This window comes from Streptomyces sp. NPDC102467 (genome assembly GCF_044765445.1).
Classification (GTDB): Bacteria; Actinomycetota; Actinomycetes; order Streptomycetales; family Streptomycetaceae; genus Streptomyces.
In genome coordinates this window covers 31,979-56,408 of the sequence record NZ_JBIWKA010000014.1, presented here as the reverse complement: position 1 = coordinate 56,408, position 24,430 = coordinate 31,979, and the positions used below count along the sequence as shown (strand labels likewise).

Sequence of the window (24,430 nt, the reverse complement as noted above, 5' to 3'; positions counted from 1 at the left end):
CAGTCATGGCGGGTGCGGGTACGTCGTGGCAGGGCGCGCAGTTCCGCGCGCCCCCGGCGGGGCTGTTCATCACGTCACCGGTTCCTTGAGAGGACGATCGAGCGGCACCTCGGCCGTCAGCGTCACCGCGTCCGGGTCCAGGTCCGCCGGTGTCGGCATCGCGCTGCCCGGCAGCTGTACCGCCGCCGCGCCGTGGGCGACCGCCGATGCCAGCGCTTCGGGGCCCTCGCCGCCCGCGATCAGGAATCCGGCGAGGGAGGAGTCGCCGGCGCCCACGTTGCTCCGTACGACGTCGACGGGGGCGCTCGCGAACCAGGTGCCCGCGGCGTCGACGAGGAGCTGCCCGTCCGCGCCGAGCGAGGCGAGCACGGCAGCCGCGCCCGACTCTCGCAGTTCCTCCGCTGCCTTGACCGCGTCGCCGACCGTGGCGAGCGGGCGGCCGACGGCTTCGGCGAGCTCCTCGGCGTTCGGCTTCACGACGTCGGGGCGCTCGCGGAGGGCCGCCAACAGCGCCGGCCCTGAGGTGTCGAGGGCGATACGGGCGCCCGCGTCGTGCGCGCGGGCCACCAACTCGGCGTACCAGGAAGGCGCGAGGCCGCGCGGGAGGCTGCCGCAGCAGGCGATCCAGTCGGCGCCCCCGTCGAGCCGGGCCTGTTCACCGACGACGGAGAGCAGCGATTCGGCTTCTTCCGGGGTGAGTTCGGGGCCCGGGGCGTTGATCTTCGTGAGTGTGCCGTCCGGCTCGGCGAGCGCGATGTTCGACCGGGTCCGGCCCGCGACGGGGACCGGGGCGACCTTGATGCCCTGGCGGTCCAGGAGTTCGGCGACCAGGGCGCCGGGGGCGCCACCCAGCGGGAGCACGGCCAGGGTGGGGGCGCCGGCGGCGGCGACGGCCCGCGAGACGTTGACGCCCTTGCCGCCCGGGTCCATGCGCTCGCGGGTGGCGCGAACGACCTCGCCGCGGTCCAGGTCGGGGACCTCGTAGGTGCGGTCGAGGGAGGGGTTGGGGGTGACGGTGAGGATCATGCCGCGTTGCGCCGTTTCCGTGGGGTCCGTACGAGGGGGGCCCGTACGAGGAGTGCCGCTGGTGCCGGTGGAGCCGGGGCTCATGCGCGGATCACCTCCGTGCCGCCCGCTTCGATCACGGCGGCGTCCTCGGGGGTGAGGCCGGTGTCGGTGATGAGCAGGTCGACGTCGGCGAGGTCGCCGAACCGGGCGAGGTGCTCCTGGCCGTGCTTGCCGGAGTCGGCGAGCAGGACGACCCGGCGGGCCGCGGCGACGGCGGCGCGCTTGACGGCGGCCTCGGCGAGGTCGGGGGTGGTCAGGCCGGCCCCGGCGGAGAATCCGTTGGCCGCGATGAAGGCGACGTCCGCGCGGATCTCGCCGTACGCGCGCAGCGCCCAGGCGTCGACGGCGGCGCGGGTGCGGTGGCGGACCCGGCCGCCGATGAGGTGGAGCTGGATGCCGGGGTGGTCGGCGAGTCGCGCCGCGGTGGGCAACGAGTGCGTGACGGCGGTGAGTTCGGCCTCCAATGGGAGGGCGGCGGCAAGCCGGGCCACCGTCGAACCGGCGTCCAGGATGACGCTGCCCTCGGCCGGCAGCTCGGCGAGCGCGGCGCGGGCGATGCGGTCCTTCTCGTCGGCGGCGGTGCCCTCACGTTCGGCGAGGTCGGGCTCGAAGTCGAGCCGCCCGGCCGGGATGGCGCCGCCGTGCACACGTCGTACGAGACCGGCCCTGTCCAGGGCCTTCAGGTCACGCCTGATGGTCTCGGCGGTGACCTGGAACTCCTCGGCCAGCGACAGCACGTCGACCCGGCCGCCGTCGCGGGCGAGGCGGAGGATCTCCTGCTGGCGCTCCGGTGCGTACATGCCCGTTTACCTGTGCCCTCACCTGTGAGTGTGCCCGAACCTGTGACTTCACCCCGAGATTAAGGCTGGACTTCGGGAAAGTAAACAGGTTCGGGCATCACACAGACATAAACAGACACCCTGAGGGGTGGGCGGGGTTACACCAGTTCGGGCTGGCGCTCGTCCCGCGGCGCGTCGGCGGCCGTCTCGCCCGGTCCCTCGGAGGCCTTGCGGGGCAAGGCGAACATCAGCAGGAAGATGCCGACCAGAATGCCCGCGGCCCACAGCAACGAACTGTGGAATCCGTCGATGAAAGCGGCGCTGCCCGCGCCCTGCTTCGCGTGGTCCTCGACGACGTTGAAGAAGATCACCGAGACCAGGGAGAGGCCGAGCGCGTTGCCCATCTGCATCACCGTGTTGATGAGGCCGGACGCCGAACCGGCGTGCTCACGCGGCACCTCGGAGAGCACCGCATCGGTCAGCGGGGCGACGATCAGGCCCATACCGAGACCCATCACGACGAGCGGCAGGGCCATCTGCCAGGAGGCGATGCCCAGGCCGTAGTGCCCGGACTCCCAGACGTAGATGAGGACGCCCGCGGCCATCGTGAGCGCGCCGGCCTGCAGCACCTTGCGGCCGAAGCGCGGCACCAGCTTCTGTACGGAGATACCGGCCGCGACCGAGACGGCGATGGAGAACGGCACCCCGGTCACGCCCGCCCGCAGCGCGCTCCAGCCGAGACCGAGCTGCATGTAGAGCGTCCAGGTCAGGAAGAAGATGCCCATGGTGATGCCGAAGACGGTCTGCACGGCGATGCCCGCCGCGAAGCTCTTGACCTTGAACAGGGACAGCTCGATCAGCGGGGACCCGTCGCGCCGGATCTTCGCCTTCTCGTACGCGATCAGTACGCCGCCGATCACGACGGACGACGCCATCATCACGTAGCCCCAGACCGGCCAGCCGTTCTCCCGGCCCTGGGTCAGCGGGTAGACGAGGGCCAGCATGGCGAGGGTGACGAGCACGACGCCGACGAGGTCCAGCTTCAGCGCCTTGGGCGCCTTCGACTCGGTGATGACACGCGAGCCGAGGATCAGGGCCGCGACGCCGACGGGCAGGTTGATCAGGAAGATCGGGCGCCATTCGAGACCGAAGATGTTCCACTCGGTCAGCAGCGCGCCGAGCAGCGGCCCGGTGACCGCTCCCAGGCCCACGATCGCGCCGAACAGGCCGAAGACCTTGCCGCGCTCGTGCGCCGGGAACGTCGCGTGCACGATCGACAGGACCTGCGGCACCATCAGCGCCGCCATACCGCCCTGGAGGATGCGGGAGGCGACGAGCATCTCCGGATTCGCCGCGAAGCCGCACAGCGCGGAGGCCACGGTGAACCCGGTGATGCCGAGGAGGAAGAGCCGCTTGCGGCCGAAGATGTCGCCGAGCCGCCCGCCCGTGATGAGCAGCGCCGCGAACGCCAGCGCGTACCCGGCGGTTATCCACTGGATCTGCCCGGTGGTGGCGCCCTCGTCGTGCTGAATGGTGGGCAGGGCGACATTGACGATCGTGACGTCGACGAGGTCCATGAACGCCGCCGTCATCACGATGGCGAGCGCGAACCAGCGCCGACGGTCGTCGGTCGCCGTAGTCGCGTCGGTCGCGGGTGGCTCAGGTGCTGCTGCCGGGGTGGTCGGTGAGGTCATGTACGAAACCTAGGGGCCATATAGGTCAGGTCATGTCCTACTCAGGCGGCATCCTGGAGACATGACGACGAACAGTACGGACACCCCGGCCCGGCTGCTCCAACTCCTCTCCCTCCTCCAGACCCCGCGCGAATGGCCCGGCGGTGAACTCGCCGAGCGGCTACGGGTATCCCGGCGCACCGTGCGCAGGGACATCGACCGGCTGCGCGACCTCGGCTACCCGGTGCAGGCCTCGATGGGCGCCGACGGCGGCTACCGGCTGATCGCGGGCAAGGCGCTGCCGCCGCTCGTCCTCGACGACGAGGAGGCGGTGGCGATCGCGGTGGGTCTGCGGGCCGGTGCCGGGCACGCGGTGGACGGCGTCGAGGAGGCGTCGGTGCGGGCCCTTGCCAAGCTGGAACAAGTGCTGCCGTCGCGGCTGCGGCACCGCGTCGCGACGCTCCAGGCCGCGACGATTCCGCTGACCTGGGGCGACGGCGCGACCATCGCGCCCGAGACGCTGACGGTCATCGCGTCGGCCACGGCCGGCACGGAGCGGCTCCGGTTCCACTACCGCGCGGCCGACGGCACGGAGACGCGCCGCTTGGTCGAACCGTTCCGGCTGGTGTCGACGGGGCGCCGCTGGTACCTGGTGGCCTACGACATCGATCGCGACGCCTGGCGTACGTTCCGGGTCGACCGGGTCTCGGAGCCGTTCGCCACCGGGGCGCGGTTCGCTCCGCGGGAGGTGCCGGAAGGGGACGCGGCGGAGTATCTGCGCCGGTCGATGGAGTCGCGGGGCGGCGCCGCGTACGAGGTGGACGTCGAGTTCGCGGCGCCGGTCGAGGAAGTTGCCGCGCGGGTGCCTCCGGCGGTGGGGCGGCCCGAGGGGTTGCCCGGGGGCGGGTGCCGGTTGCGGGCGGCCGCGTCCGGTCCCGTCGAGTGGATGGCTGTCCGGCTGGCCATGTCCGGCTTCGACTTCCGGGTCCGGGGGCCGGAGGAACTGGTCACCGCTGTGCGGGAACTGGGCTCTCGAATGACCCGAGCCGCGCCTGGCATGCCTGCCGGGTGAGGGGCGGGGCCCCGCCACCGTATGCGGGTCCCGCCACCGTATGCGGGTCCCGTCACCGTATGCGGGTCCCGTCACCGTATGCGGGTCCCGTCACCGGGTACGCGTGGCGTCGCCGGGTACGCGTGGCGTCGCCGGGTGCGCGTGGCGTCGCCGGGTGCGCCCCGGTGGGGACTTCTCGCGCAGTTCCCCGCGCCCCTGGTGCATGCGGCTTCGCCGCTGCCCCAGGGGCGCGTGATGCGTGCCGATGAAATGGCGCACGCAGTGCGCATTTCAGGGGCGCGGGGAACTGCGCGAGAAGCCCCCACCCGCCCGCGGACAACAAACCCCCCAGGGGCGCGGGGAACTGCGCGAGAAGCCCCCACCCGCCCGCGGACAACAACCCCCCCAGGGGCGCGGGGGCGCGCCCAGCGACGACGGCGCCGCACATGACCCCGCACCCCCGGCCACCGGCACGCACCCGGCGACGAAAGCACGCCAGAAAACAGGTCGGGCGGCTCGCACGATGAAGTGCGGGCCGCCCGATGACCAGGTCCCCGGAGGGTCACGCGGCGGCGTCGAACCCCGTGTCCCGCGCCAGCTTCTTCAGCTCAAGAAGCGCGTGCTTCTCGATCTGGCGGATCCGCTCGCGGGTCAGGCCGTGCTCCTTGCCGACCTCGGTCAGCGTCCGCTCGCGCCCGTCCTCGATGCCGTACCGCATCTTGATGATGGACGCGGTGCGCTGGTCGAGCCGGCCGATCAGATCGTCCAGTTCCTCGGAGCGCAGCAGCGTAAGCACGGACTGCTCGGGAGAGACGGCCGACGTGTCCTCGAGGAGGTCACCGAACTGCGTCTCGCCCTGGTCGTCCACCGCCATGTTCAGCGAGACCGGGTCGCGGGCCCAGTCCAGGACGTCCACGACGCGCTCGGGCTTGGTGTCGAGCTCGGCGGCGATCTCGGTGGGCTCGGGGTCCCGCCCGTTCTTCCGGTTGAACTCGCGCTGGACGCGGCGGATGCGGCCCAGTTCCTCGACCAGGTGGACGGGGAGGCGGATCGTGCGGGACTGGTCGGCTATCGAGCGCGTGATGGCCTGGCGGATCCACCACGTCGCGTACGTGGAGAACTTGAAGCCCTTGCGGTAGTCGAACTTCTCGACCGCGCGCACCAGGCCCGCGTTCCCCTCCTGGATCAGGTCGAGCAGGGGGAGGCCGCTGCGCGGGTAACGGCGGGCGACCGCCACGACCAGCCGCAGGTTCGACCGGATGAAGATGTCCTTGGCCTTCTCCGACTCGGCGACCAGCGCCTCGAGCTCCTCGCGGGACGCCTTGCCCGCGGTCTCGCTGTCGGAGACCTCCCCGTCGAGGATCTGCTGGGCGTACACGCCCGCCTCGATGGTCTGCGAGAGATCGACTTCCTTTGCGGCGTCGAGCAGCGGTGTCCGCGCGATCTCGTCGAGGTACATACCGACCAGGTCGCGGTCGGCGATCTCCCCGCCTACGGCGCGAACACTGCGTGCCGCATCAGTCTCGCCGGAGGCGGCGGACTTACGACGGGCTACGGCACGGGTTGCCATGCGTGCTCCCTTGCGATCGTTGGTCGGCTGGGCCGGACGGCTCGTACACCCTCCCGGGTGCCCTGCATCCGTAGGAAACAACGACTGGAATCCGGACAGAATTCCCAAGCCGCCCCATCATTTTTGTGATCATGCAGTACCCTGTGCCGCCACGTGGCACACGACGGGCAGGCGGGTGGATGTCGAACCTCACAGAGGTGCAGGTCAGGCCAGGAGTAGCGGGCGACCTCAGCGAGCTCACAGAGCTCTACAACCACTACGTACGTGAGACGCCGATCACGTTCGACACGGTCGCGTTCACTCCGGAAGAGCGACGTCCTTGGCTGCTCTCTCACCCTGAAGACGGCCCGTACCGCCTCTTGGTTGCGCAGGAGCGCGGAGAGGGGACTTTCGGCCCGATCCTCGGTTATGCCACGTCCAGCCCGTTCCGCCCGAAGGCCGCGTACGCCACCTCGGTCGAGGTCACGGTGTACTGCGCTCCGGACGCGGGCGGCCGGGGCATCGGCACTCTCCTCTACAAGAGCCTCTTCGAAGCTCTCGCGGACGAGGACCTGCACCGTGCGTACGCGGGCGTCGCCCTTCCCAACGACGCCTCGGTCCGACTCCATACCCGCTTCGGCTTCAGTCATGTGGGCACGTACCGGGAGGTCGGCCGGAAGTTCGACGCGTACTGGGATGTCGCCTGGTACGAGAAGCCGCTCGGCCATAAGGACTAGGGCCACGGACCGTTACGTCGCGGCTGCACCCGCGCCTAATCTCCCCGCATGAATGACACCTCGGGCACTCTCGACGAAGCGCTCCAGCGGCTGCACACCACCGGTCCCGAGTTCGAGGGCTGGCTCAGCAACCACGGGCCGATGGCCGTCGAGTCCCTCGTACGCGGCGGGCAGGCGCCCCGCGTGCACCGCTGGCTCGACCACTACGAGCGGCGGCTCGACGAGATGCCCACCGCCGGCTCCCCCGTCCGCGACGCCGACTGGCGGTCCGCGCTCGGCGATCCCCGCCGCCTCGCGGACTGGATCGGGTACTTCGAGCGGGCGGTGGCCGAGCGTCCGTGGCGGGACGTGCTCGCCGAGTGGTGGCCGCGGCTGCTGCCCGGGATCGCGGCCGGCGCCACGCACCCGGTGATCCGTGTCGGTCATGCCGTACGCACCCTGCTGTCCGCCGAGCCGACCGCTCCGCGCCTCGCCGAACTCGCCCACGGCCTGGGCTACTGGGCCGCCCGCCACCAGCCGCTGCCCGCGCTGACCGCGCTGCCGTCCGCGCCGGACGCCGCGGCGGCCCTCGACGCGGTGCCGCGCGTCGCGGACCAGAGCGGGGGTCTCGTGGCCCGCTTCGACCGGCTCACCGGCTTCCCCGCGTGGGCTTCAGGACCGGTCGACCCGGACACCGCCCGGGACCGGCTGACGGAACTGGTCGCGGCGGCGGTGCACCGATACGCGACGCACGCCCAGGGCAACCCGGTGATGCTCGTGCACGCGGCGACGGCCCCGAACGCGGTCCTGCGGACGCTGCCCGCCCTGCCCCGCGAGCTGTGGCCCGAGTCCCTCGCCGCCGCGTGGGCCGCGAGCGCGGCCGTCACGGCGGCGTACGCGCCCGCCGCGCCGGACCGGTCGTTCGTCGCTGCCGGGGCCGACCCCGAGGAGGTCTTCGCTCGGGCCGCCGCGCACGGCGACGACCATGCGATCAAGTTCGCGGACACCGCCCTGGACGTGGGCACGGACGAGGCCATGGCCGCGGCGCGCCGAGCCCTCACCTTGATCCCCCCGGCGTAACCGACCTCATCGATCGGGCCCCGCCAGATCAAGCCCCTCCGGCGCTTGAGGAGCGGGGTCCGGGGCGGAGCCCCGTGCAACGGCGGGTCCGCCGCGACACAACGGCGGGCCGGCCGCGTCGCGAGCTCACCCGAACTGAACGGACCGCTTCGCAAGCCCCATCCAGAACCCGTCGATCACCGACCGCTGCACCCCCAGCTCGCCGGAGGCATCCGCCACCCCCATCGTCACGAACAGCGGAGCGAAGTGCTCGGTGCGGGGATGGGCCAGCCCCCCGGCGGGCGACTTATGGGCGAAGTCGAGCAGCCCGTCCACATCGCCCGCGTCCAGCGCCCGCTGCCCCCAGTCGTCGAACTCGGCCGACCATGAGGGGATGCCGCCCTGCCGCAGCGCGGCCAGGTTGTGCGTGAAGAACCCGGAGCCGACGATGAGCACCCCCTCGTCCCGCAGCGGAGCGAGCCGCCGCCCGATGTCCATCAGCTTCTTCGGGTCGAGTGTCGGCATGGAGACCTGGAGGACCGGGATGTCGGCGTCCGGGTACATCTCCACCAGCGGGACGTACGCGCCGTGGTCGAGCCCGCGGTCCGGCACGTCCTGCACCGGAGTACCCGGGGCGTGCAGCAACTTCCGTACGGATGCTGCGAGTTCGGGGGCGCCGGGGGCGGCGTACCGCACCTGGTAGTAGTGCTCGGGAAAGCCCCAGAAGTCGTAGACGAGCGGCACCGTCTCGACGGCGCCGAGGGCGAGCGGGGCCTCCTCCCAGTGCGCGGAGACCATCAGGATCGCCTTGGGGCGCGGCAGGTCGGCCGACCAGGCGGCGAGCTGGCCGGTCCACAGGGCGTCGTCGGCGAGCGGCGGGGCGCCGTGGCTGAGGTAGAGCGCGGGCATGCGCTCGGGTGCGGGTGCGGTGGACACGACGACCTCCTTGAAGTTTCAAGCTCTAGGTACCGACAAAAATAACCGTTGTTTGTTTAACATTCAAGAAGCAGGTCTTTACGATGGAGTCAATGAAGCCGACGGAGTCGATGAAACCGATGAAACAGACCGCGAAGACGCCGCCCCAGTGGCTCAGCGAGGACGAACAGCACGTCTGGCGTGCGTATCTGCACGCCACCACTCTCCTGGAAGACCACCTCGACCGGCAGCTGCAGCACGACGCGAAGATGCCGCACATCTACTTCGGGCTGCTCGTCCAGCTCAGCGAGGCGCCCCGGCGGCGGCTGCGGATGACCGAGCTGGCGATGCGGGCGAAGATCACCCGCTCCCGGCTCTCGCACGCCATCGCGCGCCTGGAGAAGAACGGGTGGGTGCGGCGCGAGGACTGCCCCTCGGACAAGCGCGGCCAGTTCGCGGTCCTGACGGACGCGGGCCTGGAGATCCTGAAGGAGACCGCCCCCGGCCACGTCACGGCGGTCCGCCAGGCCCTCTTCGACCGGCTCACCCCCGCACAGCAGAAATCCCTCGGCGAGATCATGCGGATCGTCGCCGAGGGACTTCAGCCGAAGGAGGCCGGGGCGGACCTCCCCTGGCTCAGGTGAGGCCCGCCCCGCAGCCGGTACCGGAGGTCAGTGCGCGACCACCGGGATCCGGAACTCGTCCTCGAGACCCTCGACGCCGTCCGTGTCACCGGAGGCCGCGGCCGAACCCGAGCCCGGGACACCGGTGTTGATGAGCGTGAAGGCGATCGTGGCCGAGACGACCAGGATGCCGACGGCCCACCAGATGGCGTGGGTGTAGCCGCTGACCATGGCCTGCGCCTGGAGCAGCTGCGCGTTGCGCGCGCCGGCCGCGTGGTCCGCGATGTACGCGGTCGTGGCCGAGGCCGCGATCGTGTTCAGCAGGGCCGTGCCGATGGCGCCGCCGACCTGCTGCGAGGTGTTGACCATCGCGGAGGCGACACCGGCGTCCCGCGCCTCGACGCCGATCGTGGCGAGCGACATGGCGGGCATGAACGCCGTACCCATGCCGAGGCCGAGCAGCAGCTGGGCGGGGAGGATCAGACCGGCGTACGAGGCGTCGACCGAGAGCTGGGTCAGCAGACCCATACCGAGCGCGGCCAGCAGGAAGCCGGGGCCCATCAGCAGGCGCGGCGGGACGCGGGTCATCAGGCGGGCGCCGATCTGGGTGGAGCCCGTGATCATGCCCGCGATCATCGGCAGGAACGCGAAGCCGGTCTTGACCGGCGAGAAGCCCTTCACGATCTGCAGGTAGTAGGTCAGGAAGAGGAAGAGGCCGAACATGCCGATCACGGCGAGGCCGAGAGACGCGTAGACACCGCCACGGTTGCGGTCGGCGATGACGCGCAGCGGGAGCAGCGGGTGCTTGACCCGGGCCTCGACGGCGACGAAGGCGAACAGCAGCACGACGACGGCGACGAACAGGCCGATGGTGCTCACGTCGGACCAGCCGCTCGACTCGGCGCGCGTGAAGCCGTAGACGAGGGAGACCAGACCCAGCGTGGACAGGATGACGCCCGGGATGTCGAGCGGCGAGCGGTTGCGGCCACCGGCCGGCTCGCGGATGACGAAGACGGCGCCGAGCGCGGCGACGGCCGCGAAGGGGATGTTGACGAAGAAGGTCCAGCGCCAGTTCAGGTACTCGGTGAGGAATCCGCCGAGGATCAGGCCGACGGCGCCACCGCCACCGGCGATCGCACCGTAGATACCGAACGCCTTCGCGCGCTCCTTGGCGTCCGTGAACATCACGGCGAGGAGGGAGAGGGCGGCCGGGGCGAGCAGCGCGCCGAACAGGCCCTGCAGGGCGCGGGCGCCGAGCATCATGGCCTCGTTCTGCGCGGCACCGCCGACCGCGGAGGCGAGCGCGAAGCCGATCAGGCCGGTGATGAAGGTCTGCTTGCGGCCCCACAGGTCCGCGATGCGGCCACCGAACAGCAGCAGACCGCCGAACGCGAGCGCGTAGGCCGTGATGACCCACTGCCGGTTGCCGTCGGATATGCCGAGGTCCGTCTGGGCGGAGGGCAGGGCGATGTTCACGATGGTGGCGTCGAGGACCACCATCAGCTGGGCGAGCGCGATGAAGACAAGTGCCTTCCAGCGGCGCGCGTCGCCTTCAAGAGGTGCCGTTTTCGGCAAGGGCGTACCCACAGCGGGACTCCAAGTCGTGAATGTCGTGCACTTCGTAAAGAAGGCTGAGAAATCGGTTCGGTACGGAGATGTGGGGCGGGCCTGCCCCTGGGTGTGCGGGGCGACCGCCTTACGTGTGAGGCGGCTGCCCGTATGTAGGTGAGGCGGCTGCCCTGCGTGTGCGAGGCGGCTGCCCGTATGTATGGGGGGGCGCGGACGAGAACGGGGACCCGGAGGGTCAGCCCTTGCGGAGGTCCTCCAAGGTCGCGGCCGCGCCCGGGAGTTCCGAGCGGGCGGGCGCCATCAGGCCGTCGAGGAACAGCTGCAGATGGCGGTGGACGAACCGGTCGAAGGCCAGACAGCCCTTGCCGGGCAACGGCCGGGTGAGCTGGGAGAGAGCGACCATCAGATCCCCGACGCCGATGTCGGTGCGCAGCTCGCCGGCCGTGCGGGCGCGCCCGATGAGCTCCTCGATGCCGACGGTCAGCCGGTCGAGAGCGGCGACCAGATCCGGGTGGTCCTTGTCGAAGGTGGCCTGCAGTGTCGGGCACAGCGCGCCGATGCGCTCGTCCGCGGCGGCGTGCACGAAGGTCCGCAGCGCCTCGAACGCGCTGCTCTCGCCGGCTTCCTCGGCGGCGAGTGCCTTCTCGGCGTGCTCGGTGATGTGGTCGGTGACCGAGAGCACCACGTGGTGCATCAGCTCGTCGCGGTCCTTGAAGTTCCGGTACAGCGTGGCGTTGCCGACGCCGGCGCGGCGGGCGGTCTCGTCGAGCGGGAGCTCGGTCCCGTACTCCACGAGCACTTCCCGTGCGGCGGCGACGATCCGCTCCCGATTGCGCAGGGCATCGGCCCGCGGACGCGGGACGCGGCGCTGCGGCTCGGTGGGGGCGGTGGTCACCACGACAGTCTCCTTCGGCGCTTCGTTCATCTACGACGGCTGGTTCGTGCGGTTCACGCGAACCGGGGAGCGAGTCCCCGCTTCTTGCGGACACAGGGCTAAACGGGGAGAGCGTCCCCGGTTATTTCCCGTACGCCTTGTGACCTGACTCACACCCCTCTGGCCTCGGATTCCCACGATCGGCGCACCCAGCGCGCGGCCCGCCGCCCCCCGACACAGGGTGATCCAAAGAGAGCCGAGGGTGAGGCGGGTCGGATGCGGCAGCGTCAGCGGCAGCGGCGGATAGGCAAGGGCCGACACGGTGCGGTGCTCGCCGGGGCCACCGCCGTGGCCCTCGCGCTGACCATGACCGCCAGCACCGGCCGGCTGCTCGACAGGTCACCGACCGCGGCGGGCCCGGTGGCCGTGGCCAGGGCGGCCTCGCTCGGCCCCTGCATGATCCGCGGCGCACTGGGCGTCCAGATGTCGGAGGGCGTGCCGACCTCCCCCGGCTACGCCCGCTCCACCGGTACCGTCCGGGCCCTCAACCTGATGATCGACTTCCCGGACGCGCCCGGCGAGGGCACGGCGATGGACCGACTCGGCGAGTTCTTCCCCAAGACCCAGAACTGGTTCCGCACAGGCTCGTACGGCCGCCTCGACTACGTCCCCGAGGCCCCCGTCAAGCACTGGCTGCGGATGCCGAAGCCGTTCTCCGCCTACGGGATAGAGCGCGGCGCCCCCTTCGAACCCGGCTACCGCGAGCTGGTCGACGACATCGTGGCGGCCGCCGACCCGGACGTGGACTTCCGCCGGTACGACCTGGCGAACATCCTGGTCACGCCGAACGCCGGGCCCTCCGCCCTGGACACGGTCCTGTCCGTGACGTTCGCGGGCAACCGTGAGGCGCCGGTCGCCGACGGCGTCCCCCTGTCGAACGCGTCCTTCGTCTACTCGCGCCAGGACGACGGCTCCGGCTCGTACGCCCAGACCGGCTACCGCGTCCTGCCGCACGAGAACGGCCACGTCTTCGGACTGCCCGACCTCTACACCCAGGAGGGCGGCGGGGCCGTCGGGCACTGGGACATCATGAGCGAGGACTGGGGCGTCGGGAACGACCTGCTCGGCTGGCACAAGTGGAAGCTGGGCTGGCTCGACGACTCCCAGATCGGCTGCGCCGCGCAGCCCGGCACGACCGAGCACCTGCTGTCCCCGCTCTCCCGGGACGGCGGCGGCACCAAGCTGGCGTTCGTCCCGCTCACCGAGACGACGGGTTACGCGATCGAGGCCCGCGGCCAGGAGGGCAACGACGAGGCGGTGTGCCGCCCCGGCGTCCTGATCTACAAGGTCGACGCAGACGTGGACACCGGGCGCGGCCCCATCACGGTGGAGGACTCCACCCCCGACAGCGGCGGCTGCACCCGCCGCCCGAACGTCCACGCGGAACTGTCCGACGCGCCCTACCGGCCGGGCGAGGTGTTCCGGGACCGCAGGACGGGGGTGCGGATCTCCGTGGCGGGCGTGGACGCTTCCGGCAATTACCGGGTGTTCGTCACTCGGCGATAGCGCCGCGCTCCGAGGGTCCGCCGGGCTGGTGGGGGCTGTCGGGGCTGGCGGGGCTGGCGCGATTACCGGGGCCGCTAGGACTGTCAGGGCTGAAGCTAAGCCGCACCTCCCGCTTGAGCACCTTCCCGGTGGCGTTGCGCGGCAGCTCCGACTCCTGCACCAGCACGTGCGCGGGCACCTTGAACGCGGCGAGGGACCTGGCGGCGAACTCGCGCAGGGCGCGCGCGTCGAGGGCGGAGCCGGGGCGCGAGCGGACCACCGCGGCGACCTCCTCGCCGAGCACCGGGTGCGGCACTCCGACGACGGCCGCCTCCAGGACATCGGGGTGCCCGTGCAGACACGCCTCGACCTCGACGCAGTAGACGTTCTCGCCGCCCCGGATCACCATGTCCTTGATCCGGTCGACGACGCTGATCCGCCCCTCCTCCAGCACCGCCAGATCGCCCGTACGGAACCAGCCGTCCTTCGTGAAGGCCGCCTCGGTCGCCGCCGGGTCCTCCCAGTAGCCGCGGATCACGCACTGGCCGCGCAGCCACAGCTCCCCGACCTCTCCATCGGGCAGCGGCTCCCCGCCCGGCCCGGCGATCCGCGCCTCCACGGCGGGCGCGGGCTTGCCCACACTCCCCGGCCAACTGCGGTACTGCGCACCGAAGTTGGCGGTGACCCCGCCCAGCGTCTCGGTCAGCCCGTAACCATTACGGGGCTCGATGCGCTCCCCGTGGCGAGCCGTGAGGCCGGCGACCAGGTGCGGCGGCGCGGCGGCTCCTCCGGTGCTGAACCCGGTCAGCGTCGGCATCGCATCCCCCAACTCCGCCGCACGCTCGAGGAGTTGCAGCGCGGTAGCGGGCACCCCACCGAACGAGCCGACGCTGTGCTCGCGGATCGCCGCGAGCGCGTTGTCCGCATCCCATTTACGCAGCACCACGAGCGTGCCGCCCGCCGCCATCGCTCCGTAGAACCCGGTGAACGCCGCGACATGAAAGAAGGGGAACGTGAGAAGCCCGACCGGGGCCGGCCCCTGCCCCGGTACGACTCCGCGCGCCAGGGCCGAAAGCGCCGCGAAATAACGGGGGTTGGCGATGGCACCCATGTGCGCCCGGTGCGTGGCGACAGCACCCTTGGGCCGGCCCGTCGTCCCGGACGTATAGAGAATGGTGGCGTCCGCGTCCGGCGACACGTCGATGTCGGGCGGCCCGAGCAGTGGATCGGCGACGGGCAGATCCACGTATCGCTCAACGCGCGGCGCCCGCACCCCCTCATGCTCGTCATGAAAGACAAGAACCCAGGGCCGTTCACACCCTGCTCCTCGCTCCTGTTCCTGTTCCTGTTCCCGCCAGGCGGCGATCCGCTCGTACCGCTCCCCGTCCACGAGGAGCACGCCGGGGCGGCAGTCGTCGAGGGCGTACGCGAACTCGTCCGCGGTCCACCACGCGTTGAGCGGCACCGCCACGAGCCCCGCCAACTGTGCGGCCCAGAAGGCGATCTGCCACTCGGGGTGGTTGCGCATGGCGATGACGGCGCGGTCGCCGGGCCGCAGCCCGTACCCCCCGTCGGCCTCGGTGTCGAGGAAGCGGCGGGCGAGCGCGCTCGCGGCGGCGAAGAACTCCCCGTACGTCAGCCGCCCGGTCTCAGAGATCAGAAAGGGAGTGTCGCCGAACGCCCATGTCGTCTCGACGAACTCCCGCAAGGTGCCCGGCCCTTCGGCGTAGGCAAGCCGCCCATCCTCACCTCGGGCGACGGCGAACGGAGCACCCGGCCCGGTCAGCAACGCTTCCAGAGATTCCAGGCCTCCAGAGCCTTCGAATCCGTCCGAGCCTTCCGAACCTTCGGAACCTTCCACGCCTTCAAGGGATTCCATTTCCGGACGGTACGTCCCGGCGCCCACCCCGCGTCAAGATCCGTGCAAGGGCCGTCGCAAGGGCCGCTGCAATGGCCATCCTCCGCTCAGCCGGACAGGGCCCGCGCATAAGCTCCGGGGCCCTGCTTCACACCGCTGCAGTCCGTCGCCGGGTCCTGCGTCGCCGCGCCCGCCTTGCACTGCACGTCGCGGAACGTGGCCCACATCGACACCCACGCGATGCCCCGCTGCCGGGCGAACGTGCGGACCTGCGCCGCGTCGGAGAGCGTGAACGTCTCACCGTCGACATCATTCACGCCGAGCATCGAGGTGAGCGCCATACCTTTCCAGGCACCCGCGTCGGACAGCCCGAACACCTTCTTCAGCTGGGTGTGGGCGGCCCGCGCGGCGGTGATCGCGTATCCGCCCATGTCGCCGTCGTGGGACTCGCTGTAGTTCATCGTCATGAGGTTGACGGTGGAGACCTGCACTCCCTTGTCATTGGCAGCCTCCAGGAGCGCGACGCTGTCGGCGTCGAGGCCGGAGGGCATGACGGGCAACGTGAAGGTGACATCAAGATCACGCCGCTTCTGCAGCAGCGCGATGGCCTCGGCGCGCAGGGCGGTCGACTCCCTGTCGGCCAGGGCATCACCCTCGATGTCGAAATCGGCGAGGGTCGCACCACCGGCCGCGTCCAGCGCCTTCGCGTAGGCGGCGGCGAGCGCGGCGGCGCTGCCGCAGGTGACGGCGAGCTCCTTGTCAGTAGCCCCGCCAAAGGAGACACGCACGTCGGCCCCCGTGGAACTCAGCTTCCGTATACGGGACTTCACGCTCGCCTCGCCGATCCCCGTCCGGTCGTCCCAGACGGGCGCGCATCTGTCACCGTCGGCGACGACGAAGGAAAGGTTGTACGCGGAGGGGGAACCGGCGCGGTCGGTGGCGGAGCCCGTCGTAGCGTTGACATAGGGCGCGTACGAAGTGCCACCCCGCACCTCACCGGAAGCGCCCTCACCTCTCGCCCCAGAACACCCAGAACACCCAGAACACGCGATCAGCCCCAGAAACAGCAAGCCAATACCCGCCTTCAGGGGAACGGGCCTGGTCATCATCGGCGTCGTCCTCCGCGTCGGCGTCATCATCGGCTTAGGCGTCATGATCGGCTTCGTCATCGTTCGGCCCTCTCGTGCTTACGTAGCCCGCAGCTTCGCAAGAAGCGGCTTCGCCATCGTGCGGCCCTCTCGTGCTTACGTAGCCCGCAGCTTCGCAAGAAGCGGCTTCGCCAGGTGGGAAAACCCCGCACGTGCGACGGCGACAACGGCAAAGGTGCGGCCCCAGGGGGACACAGAGGAGCGGCCACAAGCCACCGTCCTTCTACTGGTGACCCAGGCAGCTTCGGAACGCTCCCACCTGCGAGAAAATGGCCCAGCATGGGAACCGGAACGACGCCCTGGACCACCCGCTACACTGTCGGCGGTGGCTCAGACCTTGCCGTCCGACCACCTGCCCGGCCTTCGTAGCTCAGGGGATAGAGCACCGCTCTCCTAAAGCGGGTGTCGCAGGTTCGAATCCTGCCGGGGGCACCAGCCAAAAGGCCCCGGACCGATCATGGTCCGGGGCCTTTGACGCCTCCTTCTGACATCACCGCATGCGGTCGCTGACGACCGGGCCACCTCCTGAGCAGCCGATCCATGTGACTGATGGCCTCGCACTGCGTGTCCTGGACGACGTGCGGGCGCGGTACTTGCGCCTCATAAGAGCCACTGAGTTACAACTTTCTCTACTGGTTCAAGCACCCGGCTGCGCTCCGCTCCGCCGGGCGGGTTTCCCGGCTCCGCTGGGGCTGCCGCTCATGCCTTCGGCCCGCGCTGCCTCGGCTGCGCCGACGCCCGCCCACATGTGGATAGGGCCGGAGGACATGAGTCGAGCACCCGACGCATCCGGCCCACGGTCAAGGACATGCCTCCGGCGGGGGACCGGCCGGCACCGGGCGGGAGGAGGCGCCGTTCCCGGCCGCGGGCACATCGTGGTGAGCGTGGGGGCTCCCCTCCCGTCCGCCGTCGACCTAGGCAGAGCCGAGCAGACGCGGCCCAGGGGCGTCCAGGTCGTTCGTCCAGTGGCGCGCTCCACCTGGACGCCATGAACCACGCCCGCTCCACATGCGTGTGGGTCGACGGCGGACGGGATGGGAGCGGGGGTATGCGGTGGGAGAGGAGCGTAGCCGTCTTGCTGGCCACCCGATCAACCTTCAGACCACAGTGCTAGAACACCTGCATGACATACAGGTTCACGGCGCTGATGGCATGCGGACTCGATGATCCAGATATGGATGACTGCCTAATGGCGGGTGTAGCGGAGTCGGACGACGAGGATGGATTCTCGCTGATGTTCATGTGTGACTTCGAGGAGCCCGACACACAAGAAGTGTCCCTGGGCATGGACACTCACTGCCTCGTCACACCTGATCAGGGCACTGCCTACGGCTGTGTCCGTGAAGTACAGCTGGACAACGACGTGCTGCGGGTGACCTTGGATCCTGAGTCGTTGGACGACCTCGGACTGACCGACCCTGTCGTCGAGGCGCTGCTTCGGGCGCCAGCAGAGGACTTGGCACGTATGCGTGAAGTCCTACCGCGCATCCTCCAATACGGACGTCTAGAGGCCCGTCCCAGACTGATCAGGGCGTAACGAGCGCTTCGTGCCCCAGCCGTGCCCGATAGACCGGGAACTCACGGGGAACCACGGTCACCGACGGGCAACGAGCACAACGAAGGCCCCCGACCGATGTTCCTGGTCAGGGGCCTTCAACCGGCGCGGTGGGTGTGGGATTTGAACCCACGGTGACTCTCGCCACGTCGGTTTTCAAGATCGCTCGGGGACCTACATGAACAGTCGGATCGCCTCGGCGACCAGATGACCAACGATGACAACTGCCCGCAGCCCAACGCCAGGTCACACGGCTGAACAACTACGGAACCGCTGGCAGAAGTGCCGCTGGGCAAGCTGAGGAACTCCAGAAGTTCGGCGAGAGCCTGCGGCTATGACCTCCAAGAGCGGACGCGTACGCAACCGAACCGTCAGGTACTGGCATGTAGCGGGTATGAAGACTCCCCATGCCCTCCGCCAGGTTCTCGCCGGCATCTATGCACGCCACTTCCAAGCTCGCTACGGCGTCCCATGGAACAGCCTTCCTCGCCTTCAGCAACGGCGAATCAGGATTAATCAGAAGGCTCACAATCGCCGACAGATCGGGCAAGCGCTCGCCGTGGTGGGTGTGACGGCCATACTCGTTGGGCTGCCATGGCTGGTGTGGCGGGGCCCCTATGTGATCGATGGCGAGTACCTGGACCGTAGCGAACTGGCGAAGGGGTCAGCTGCGCTAGTGACCGGTCTACGCACCGCCATAGTTGCCTGCACCGCCGCCCTCGGTGCAGGTTTGGCCCTGCTCTACACCGCCCGCACATACCGGCTCACTCGGCGGGGGCAGATCACGGATCGCTTCACCAAGGCTCTGGAGCGCCTCGGCTCAGAGCAGCAATACGTACGTATCGGCGGCATTCTCGCCATGGAACAGATCCTTCAGGATGCGCCCGAGCAAGCCGCCACCGATGCCGCCACCGTCCTGCGCCACTTCGTTCGCGACCGCGTCCCCAGAGCGGCCCCCACTTCTACGGGGCCAGACGGCTCAGGGCTCCCCCAAGAACTAGCCGCCGACGTCCAGACGGCTCTGACCTTCCTGACCCGCGCAGACCTGCGTCCGCATGTGTCCATCCGCGAAGGTCTAGCCCTCAGTGACTTGCATCTTGCCGGTGCGCTTCTCAGTCACGCCGACCTCACCGAGGCCTTCTTAAAAGGAGCGACACTCACCGGCGCCTACTTAGGCGAAGCGACGCTCGCGCGTGCCTACCTACGCGAGACGAGGCTTGCCGGTGCCGACCTCACTGGGGCAAACCTGCGCGGCGCGACACTCGCCGGGGCTGACCTCACTGGGGCTGACCTCACTGGGGCTGACCTCACCGGAACCGACCTACGCGGTGCAAACCTGTCAGACGTTCGAGGGTTCACTCAGCCACTGGCGGAAGGACAAACAGACGAGGGCACGATCTTGCCATCCGAGCCGCGTAGGACTCCAGATGAGTTGGCTTAAGGTGCTCCACGACGGCGGCCTGCACCTGGGCCGTCCCTGGGCCGTCCGAGGCCGCTCAACGCCAGCCGACAACGACCAACGACGACCACTCAGGCGACCTCCACCAGGCCCCGGAGCTGCTAAAACGCAGGCTGCCAAGATCCCCGACAACACCCAGAGCAAGAAGAAGTAGGTACGAGTCTGCCGCGCGAAGGACGCGCACCAATCCCGGGCGATGATCTTCTCAGTCCAGATCCGCTTCCGGCCCCACGTGGCGCAGCGTCGTGCGGTACTCGCCTGTGCTCACGAGATGGTCAATGACACGAACCATGGCGGGGATGCCCGGATCACGGACGATCAGGCCATCCCAGACCCAGAAGTAGCTGCCATCGAGGCACTCACCCGTGTCACGCCAGCGGTCCATGGTTCGCCGCACCACATCCAGGGTGTGCACGGTCCCGGACCAGCGGTCGCCATTGTCGAGGACCACCCACATGTCAACGTCGTCGATCTCCGCCAGGTTCTCACCTGCTCCGGGCACGAAGCAGATCTCATAGCCTTCCCGATGCACCCGGTAAAACGGCCCGTCCCACATACTGCTCGCCCCCTCCTGCGCGGAGCCGAGGATACGCAGAGGGCCCAGGGGCGTATCGGATGGGCGCCCTATAGGGTCGCCTGCCCCACCAACAGGGCCGTGCCAGACTCGTGTCAGGTTGAGCGGGAAACCACGGGGAACGGCTGGCATCGAGCCATCAGCACACAGCAGCCGCCAGGGCACTCCCTCGCAGCTCAGGCGCTCAACTCCCCTTGGTACACCGGGCCTTTCAAGGTCAGGGGCCAGCCGCGTCGCCACAGGGAAGGATATAGGGTTCCGTCCATGGTGGCCGCGACTGTCCGCGAGTGGAACGACGAGGAAGGATGGGGTGTTCTCGACTCATCCGAGACTCCCGGCGGCTGCTTCGGCCATTACTCCGACATCCAGGTGACCGGCTTCCGCACGCTGTCTGCCGGACAGCAGATCGACCTCACGTGGGAAGCCCCGGGCTTCAAGCAGGACGGGTACGAGTACCGCGCGGTGAGCATCGTGCCTCGGACTGCCTGACATCCACAGCTGACAGCAACGCCGGCGTACGTCCACGGTCCCCAACAGTCCGCAACGCCACCGCATGCGTCAGCGCGGGGCCTTATGGAACCGGGACGAGGTCGCCGCGGGTGAGCGTCCTGATCGCCGCGACCAATCTCCCAGGGCTGCAACTCTAAGCGGGCTCGGGAGATGCCGAGGAGGCAGACAGCTCGGCCCAAACCGTCAGCCCCGTTGCCGTTCTCCGGCTCCCCCAGCGGGTAGCGAGCGCCTCCACGATCAGTAGGCCCCGGCCGTGCTCCGCGTCCGGGCGGGGCGGGCCTGGTGGGGTCAATTCGATCGACAGGGCGCCGGAGTTCCCTTCCTCGGTGACGCCGAGCGTGACCGCGCTCGCCGTCAGCGCGCAGGTGAGCGCGAGCGTGCCGCCGCTGCCGTGCTCCAGCGCGTTTGCCACCAGCTCCCCCGCGACGGTCTCCAGGTCGTCGCAGCTCTGCGGGCTCAGCTTCCAGGTCCGGGCCGCGTCGCGTACGTGATGGCGGGCGACGCGTGCGGCTGAGTAATCGTCGCCGGGGATGCGAGTCATGGTGTAGGCCCGTAGCTCCGCTGATCTGTACTCGTACGTTGGCGGTGGGCAGGAGAGTGCGGCGTCGCGTGATCGAGCGATGTGCAGGGTGTCCCTGAGGGCGTTCGACAAGTCTGCTGTCAGGTTGGAGAGTTCGGCCCCGTCCTGGTACGTCGCGGCAAGCGCCTTTCTCGAGCGGATGAGAAGCCTGTTCGCGAGGCCGAGCTGGATGTCGTCCATCGAGTCGGCGTGGCGGGAGAGCACACTGTCGCCGTCGACGGCATCGCCCGCCGGCGAACAGGTCCTTCCGCGGCCTTGCGTCCAGGTCGACTGAGCTGCGGTAGCTCGTAGTTCGTGGTCCATCACGCCGCCTCCAGCGCATCGTGGATGTTCCGGGCATCGAGGTCGATGCCGTAGGTGGCACACCAGAGGGTGTCGCGGCGTAGGCGTTGCAGACGGGCCGACTCCTCGTGTTCGTACGCGACGAGATACGGGCGGATGAGACGGGTGGCCCCGCCGTCGATGGGGGCGTACCAGGCGCGGACGGTGGAAGCGATGCACGGCTCCTGTGGCGACGGGATTGCATGCGGTGCGGGCACCGGGGAGCCGATCCGGTGTCGGCCGGTCGGGCGCAGAAAGCTCTTCACTCTGCGGGTCAGTCGTGAGAGGAGAGCGCGCATACGTTCAACTTCCCTTCAGTGCCTGGGTATCGGCATCCAGTTGCTCGCCATCGGCCGCAATCTCAGCCCAGATGTGCGCACCTTGAGCCGTCGCGTCATGGCCGTACCGGTCCGCGCCCGCCAGAGCGATCAGCAGCAGGCGCCGGCTGCGTTCCGCGAGGTGCGGAGGCACCGCGCAAGTGACGCGAACGTGGCTCGCCGCTTCATCGACGCGAACCTCGTCGCCCGTCAGCGCCGCGAGCTGCGCGGCCAGCGACACCGCTCTCGATTTCATCGAGCACACAGGCAGGCTCCGTAGTCGTCCGAACGCGGAGAGTAGTTCTACTCCAGTAGCTTCTACCTGATGCAGTAACTTGTCAATGTCGTTGGGATTGTTCGTAGTTGTCGCCCTTGCACGGCCACACCACCGGAGAGCCGCCCATGCCCCGTGAGGCTCCGTACCTCGAAGTCGCCGACTCGCTGCGCACCCGCATCCTCGCGGGCGAGTGGGAGGTCGGCGTCCGCCTGCCGTCGCGGGCCCGGCTCGCCGAGGAGTACGCAGTGGGGCGCAACGTCACACAGCGCGCCATGGACCGGCTGATCACCGAGGGGTTGCTGGAGGGCCGCGCCGGATCGGGTACGTACGTCCGCAGCCCGCGCGAACGTATGCGCATGGTCCGCTCACGACACCAGGAGGACCGGGGCGGCTCGCCCTTCCGTGCCGACCTGCGCGAGCGTGGCATCGCGGGCACTTGGGAATCGCACAGCCAGGCCCGTCAGCCGGCGCCCCTCGCCATTGCGGACCGGCTCGCCATCAGCCCCGGTGAACCGTGCGTCGTCACGCGTTACGAATTCCTGGCCGACGGGCAGCCCGTCCAGCTCTCCGAGTCCTGGGAGCCGATGGCCGTGACGGACGGAACTCCCGTCGTGCTGCCGGAGATGGGGCCGCTTGCCGGAGCGGGAGTCGTCGCTCGGATGCGGTCGATCGGCGTCGAGATCGAACGTGCCGTGGAAGTGCCTCGGCCCTCCCGCGCGACACAGGAACAGGCGAACCTCCTGGGGATCAGCGTGGGCGACCTGCTGCTCGCGATCGAGCGCACCTACTACGACACGGAAGGGCGACCGGTCGAGACCGCTGACATCGTGGTGCCGGATGCCCGCTGGGAAATTGCCTACGAGTTCGGGATCGACCGCCCCGGCGCCGGCAGCTGACCCTCACCGGCCCCGTTGGAGGCCCCGTCCGCTAGACCGCCGCGTATCGCTGGGCGATCAGGCGGACCTCCTGTTCGGCTCCCGCTCGGGCGAAGCGCATCGCTCCGACCTCGAGGCCGTCGCGGTGGATGCGCAGGCGCGGGCCCTCCGTGAATACGCGTAGCTCCGGCCACGGGTGGCGCCATAGGAGGGCTGAACGTTCCCACATCTGCAGGCCGTGGTTGGTCACCAGGAGCTGGTACTGCGGGCCCTCGTGGGCGGCGGGTGGGGTGTGATCGCGGAAGGGGGGCCGGACCGCGTAGGTGCCCAGTACCGTCTCCCCCGGCTCCAGTGCCTCGTTGCGAACGCCGTCACGGCGGCCGATCTGCGCCCCGGTCCAGGCGGCCGGACCTGCCGCCAGCACGGCCATGCCTGCCACCGCCCACCACGGCAAGTCGGCGTTGACGCCTATGGCGACGATCGCCCCCACCGCGGCTATCGCGGTCCCGACGGCGCCGCCAAGCGCCGCCCGCCCGAGGTTCCCGTTCTCGCGTCTTTCGCCCACGCCACGCCCCCAGTTCACGATGCCCGCTTCGAAGATCCGCCTCACCGTTCACCCTACTTGCATGCCTCATACACATAAAGGGCACATGTCGGGGGCTCCGGCTCGGGCAGGTCGGCGGCTTCCGCAACTTTGTGGATCAGTAGGGAGTCGTAACCGCTGTGACCGAAGCACGTACGCGTACGCGTATACGTACACAGCACACCGTTGGGTTGTCGCCCGCCCTTTACACGGCCGCCGGCACCGGGAGTCTGGTCCTCGCCGCGGTGACGAGCTGGAGCAGTCTGCTGCTGGTGGTTGAGGGGCGGGTGGTTCCCGGGTGGATGGTGAGTGCGGCTCTTCTCGTCATGGCGCTCGTGTTCCGATGGGCCCTCTGGCGGGCGGGTCGCCCAGCAGGGCCTTCGCTGGATTCGGTGACACGGGGCGCCGGGTGGGTACGGCGGGGGAACCGTCTGTTGATCGTCGCCGCGGTGCTCGGCACCGCGTGGGGCGGCGTGGACGACCTGATCTCCGGAGCCGAGTACCACGTTCTGCGCCCGACGGGGCCCGGGGGATGCACGGTCGTGGTGCGGGAGACCTCGTTCTTCGTGATCGGCAATGGCGAGGCGTACGCGGTGGGGCGTACCGGGGTGGCCGTGGGCACGTCGGGGTCATGGGCGGTCGATGACGGTTACCGGCCCGTCGCGGCAGGCACGTACGAGTTGAGCTGGGAGCGGGATGGGGGGTTTCTGCGGGTCAGCGGGACGGAGACCGATCCGGTCGTCCGTGGAGGGTGGGCCGACATCGACTGCGGGTGGTGAAGCCGGCCCCGCCCGGACCGGACCTTTGCGGGCTCGGTGCCGATTGGCCGCGCCCGACCCAGGTCGGCTCCGCACCGCCTGGCCGCCCCGGCTCTGGTCGGCTCCATGCCAACCGGCCGCCCCGAACCCCAACAAACTCCATGCCAACCGGCCGCCTCGAACCCCAACAAACT

The 24,430-nt window shown here is 69.7% G+C and carries 24 protein-coding genes and 1 tRNA gene; 11 read left to right on the top strand and 14 right to left on the bottom strand.

What is annotated here, in order from left to right:
• Window positions 1-69 precede the first annotated feature (69 nt).
• The 3 genes from pfkB to ACIREE_RS28115 form a co-directional block, all read right to left on the bottom strand.
• A complete protein-coding gene (gene pfkB / locus ACIREE_RS28125) occupies window positions 70-1,026 on the bottom strand; it encodes a 1-phosphofructokinase (RefSeq protein WP_404158367.1) in 957 nt (318 codons plus the stop codon).
• An 80-nt stretch (window positions 1,027-1,106) separates the two neighbouring features.
• Window positions 1,107-1,868 (bottom strand): DeoR/GlpR family DNA-binding transcription regulator, encoded by a 762-nt coding sequence (locus ACIREE_RS28120; RefSeq protein ID WP_404157828.1) that lies wholly within the window; start codon window positions 1,866-1,868, stop codon window positions 1,107-1,109.
• A 137-nt stretch (window positions 1,869-2,005) separates the two neighbouring features.
• Window positions 2,006-3,541 carry an MFS transporter gene (locus ACIREE_RS28115; protein WP_404157825.1) on the bottom strand — a complete coding sequence of 512 codons (1,536 nt, stop codon included), beginning with the start codon at window positions 3,539-3,541 and terminating at the stop codon, window positions 2,006-2,008.
• A 61-nt stretch (window positions 3,542-3,602) separates the two neighbouring features.
• Between ACIREE_RS28115 and ACIREE_RS28110 the strand changes: the two genes are divergently transcribed.
• Window positions 3,603-4,592 carry a helix-turn-helix transcriptional regulator gene (locus tag ACIREE_RS28110; RefSeq protein WP_404157823.1) on the top strand — a complete coding sequence of 330 codons (990 nt, stop codon included), beginning with the start codon at window positions 3,603-3,605 and terminating at the stop codon, window positions 4,590-4,592.
• 541 nt (window positions 4,593-5,133) lie between these two features.
• Here ACIREE_RS28110 and ACIREE_RS28105 read toward each other — a convergent pair.
• Window positions 5,134-6,141, bottom strand: a complete 1,008-nt coding sequence (locus ACIREE_RS28105; protein ID WP_404157820.1) for an RNA polymerase sigma factor RpoD/SigA — start codon at window positions 6,139-6,141, stop codon at window positions 5,134-5,136.
• Window positions 6,142-6,320: 179 nt separating this feature from the next.
• Here ACIREE_RS28105 and ACIREE_RS28100 point away from each other — a divergent pair, with 179 nt between their 5' ends.
• Together ACIREE_RS28100 and ACIREE_RS28095 are read left to right on the top strand one after the other, a co-directional pair.
• Entirely contained in the window at window positions 6,321-6,857 is a 537-nt protein-coding gene (locus ACIREE_RS28100) for a GNAT family N-acetyltransferase (RefSeq protein WP_404157817.1), read from the top strand.
• 48 nt (window positions 6,858-6,905) lie between these two features.
• The gene (locus tag ACIREE_RS28095; RefSeq protein WP_404157816.1) at window positions 6,906-7,916 is read left to right on the top strand and encodes a questin oxidase family protein; all 1,011 of its coding nucleotides are present in this window, start codon (window positions 6,906-6,908) and stop codon (window positions 7,914-7,916) included.
• Between the two features lie 126 nt (window positions 7,917-8,042).
• Here ACIREE_RS28095 and ACIREE_RS28090 read toward each other — a convergent pair whose 3' ends face one another.
• Window positions 8,043-8,804, bottom strand: a complete 762-nt coding sequence (locus ACIREE_RS28090) for a dioxygenase (protein ID WP_404158365.1) — start codon at window positions 8,802-8,804, stop codon at window positions 8,043-8,045.
• A gap of 146 nt (window positions 8,805-8,950) precedes the next feature.
• On the opposite strand from ACIREE_RS28090, the gene ACIREE_RS28085 reads away from it, so the two are divergent.
• On the top strand, window positions 8,951-9,454 hold the full coding sequence (locus ACIREE_RS28085; protein WP_404158362.1) for a MarR family winged helix-turn-helix transcriptional regulator: 504 nt from the start codon (window positions 8,951-8,953) through the stop codon (window positions 9,452-9,454).
• A 27-nt stretch (window positions 9,455-9,481) separates the two neighbouring features.
• On the opposite strand, the gene ACIREE_RS28080 is transcribed toward ACIREE_RS28085, so the two are convergent.
• The gene (locus tag ACIREE_RS28080; RefSeq protein WP_404157813.1) at window positions 9,482-11,020 is read right to left on the bottom strand and encodes an MFS transporter; all 1,539 of its coding nucleotides are present in this window, start codon (window positions 11,018-11,020) and stop codon (window positions 9,482-9,484) included.
• Window positions 11,021-11,237: 217 nt separating this feature from the next.
• Window positions 11,238-11,927: a TetR/AcrR family transcriptional regulator gene (locus ACIREE_RS28075; protein WP_404157811.1), complete on the bottom strand. Its 690-nt coding sequence runs from the start codon at window positions 11,925-11,927 to the stop codon at window positions 11,238-11,240.
• A 225-nt stretch (window positions 11,928-12,152) separates the two neighbouring features.
• On the opposite strand from ACIREE_RS28075, the gene ACIREE_RS28070 reads away from it, so the two are divergent.
• Window positions 12,153-13,442 carry a M6 family metalloprotease domain-containing protein gene (locus ACIREE_RS28070; protein ID WP_404157808.1) on the top strand — a complete coding sequence of 430 codons (1,290 nt, stop codon included), beginning with the start codon at window positions 12,153-12,155 and terminating at the stop codon, window positions 13,440-13,442.
• On the opposite strand, the gene ACIREE_RS28065 is transcribed toward ACIREE_RS28070, so the two are convergent.
• A complete protein-coding gene (locus tag ACIREE_RS28065; RefSeq protein WP_404157805.1) occupies window positions 13,429-15,300 on the bottom strand; it encodes a class I adenylate-forming enzyme family protein in 1,872 nt (623 codons plus the stop codon). The two genes, ACIREE_RS28070 and ACIREE_RS28065, sit on opposite strands and share 14 nt — an antisense overlap.
• Window positions 15,301-15,386: 86 nt before the next feature.
• A complete protein-coding gene (locus tag ACIREE_RS28060) occupies window positions 15,387-16,388 on the bottom strand; it encodes a chitinase (RefSeq protein ID WP_404157803.1) in 1,002 nt (333 codons plus the stop codon).
• 398 nt (window positions 16,389-16,786) lie between these two features.
• Here ACIREE_RS28060 and ACIREE_RS28055 point away from each other — a divergent pair.
• The 3 genes from ACIREE_RS28055 to ACIREE_RS28045 all read left to right on the top strand — a co-directional run bounded on the left by ACIREE_RS28055 (window position 16,787) and on the right by ACIREE_RS28045 (window position 19,423).
• Window positions 16,787-16,862 (top strand) — tRNA-Arg (locus ACIREE_RS28055).
• A 688-nt stretch (window positions 16,863-17,550) separates the two neighbouring features.
• A complete protein-coding gene (locus ACIREE_RS28050; RefSeq protein WP_404157800.1) occupies window positions 17,551-17,964 on the top strand; it encodes an Imm10 family immunity protein in 414 nt (137 codons plus the stop codon).
• A gap of 352 nt (window positions 17,965-18,316) precedes the next feature.
• The gene (locus ACIREE_RS28045) at window positions 18,317-19,423 is read left to right on the top strand and encodes a pentapeptide repeat-containing protein (RefSeq protein WP_404157798.1); all 1,107 of its coding nucleotides are present in this window, start codon (window positions 18,317-18,319) and stop codon (window positions 19,421-19,423) included.
• A gap of 223 nt (window positions 19,424-19,646) precedes the next feature.
• On the opposite strand, the gene ACIREE_RS28040 is transcribed toward ACIREE_RS28045, so the two are convergent.
• Entirely contained in the window at window positions 19,647-19,997 is a 351-nt protein-coding gene (locus ACIREE_RS28040) for a hypothetical protein (protein WP_404157795.1), read from the bottom strand.
• Window positions 19,998-20,279: 282 nt separating this feature from the next.
• Here ACIREE_RS28040 and ACIREE_RS28035 point away from each other — a divergent pair, with 282 nt between their 5' ends.
• On the top strand, window positions 20,280-20,504 hold the full coding sequence (locus ACIREE_RS28035) for a cold shock domain-containing protein (RefSeq protein WP_404157794.1): 225 nt from the start codon (window positions 20,280-20,282) through the stop codon (window positions 20,502-20,504).
• A 154-nt stretch (window positions 20,505-20,658) separates the two neighbouring features.
• On the opposite strand, the gene ACIREE_RS28030 is transcribed toward ACIREE_RS28035, so the two are convergent.
• The 3 genes from ACIREE_RS28030 to ACIREE_RS28020 are packed head-to-tail and all read right to left on the bottom strand — an operon-like array spanning window position 20,659 to window position 22,008.
• Complete coding sequence (locus ACIREE_RS28030; RefSeq protein WP_404158359.1) at window positions 20,659-21,408, bottom strand: ATP-binding protein; 750 nt, start codon at window positions 21,406-21,408, stop codon at window positions 20,659-20,661.
• Window positions 21,408-21,725: a hypothetical protein gene (locus ACIREE_RS28025; RefSeq protein WP_404157791.1), complete on the bottom strand. Its 318-nt coding sequence runs from the start codon at window positions 21,723-21,725 to the stop codon at window positions 21,408-21,410. The genes ACIREE_RS28030 and ACIREE_RS28025 overlap by 1 nt, the downstream gene beginning before the upstream one ends.
• Window positions 21,726-21,729: 4 nt before the next feature.
• Window positions 21,730-22,008, bottom strand: a complete 279-nt coding sequence (locus ACIREE_RS28020; RefSeq protein WP_404157788.1) for a hypothetical protein — start codon at window positions 22,006-22,008, stop codon at window positions 21,730-21,732.
• Between the two features lie 137 nt (window positions 22,009-22,145).
• On the opposite strand from ACIREE_RS28020, the gene ACIREE_RS28015 reads away from it, so the two are divergent.
• Window positions 22,146-22,916, top strand: a complete 771-nt coding sequence (locus ACIREE_RS28015; protein WP_404157785.1) for a GntR family transcriptional regulator — start codon at window positions 22,146-22,148, stop codon at window positions 22,914-22,916.
• Between the two features lie 31 nt (window positions 22,917-22,947).
• Here ACIREE_RS28015 and ACIREE_RS28010 read toward each other — a convergent pair whose 3' ends face one another.
• Window positions 22,948-23,460: a hypothetical protein gene (locus ACIREE_RS28010; RefSeq protein ID WP_404157782.1), complete on the bottom strand. Its 513-nt coding sequence runs from the start codon at window positions 23,458-23,460 to the stop codon at window positions 22,948-22,950.
• A 452-nt stretch (window positions 23,461-23,912) separates the two neighbouring features.
• Here ACIREE_RS28010 and ACIREE_RS28005 point away from each other — a divergent pair, with 452 nt between their 5' ends.
• The gene (locus tag ACIREE_RS28005) at window positions 23,913-24,257 is read left to right on the top strand and encodes a hypothetical protein (protein ID WP_404157779.1); all 345 of its coding nucleotides are present in this window, start codon (window positions 23,913-23,915) and stop codon (window positions 24,255-24,257) included.
• Window positions 24,258-24,430: the final 173 nt, after the last annotated feature.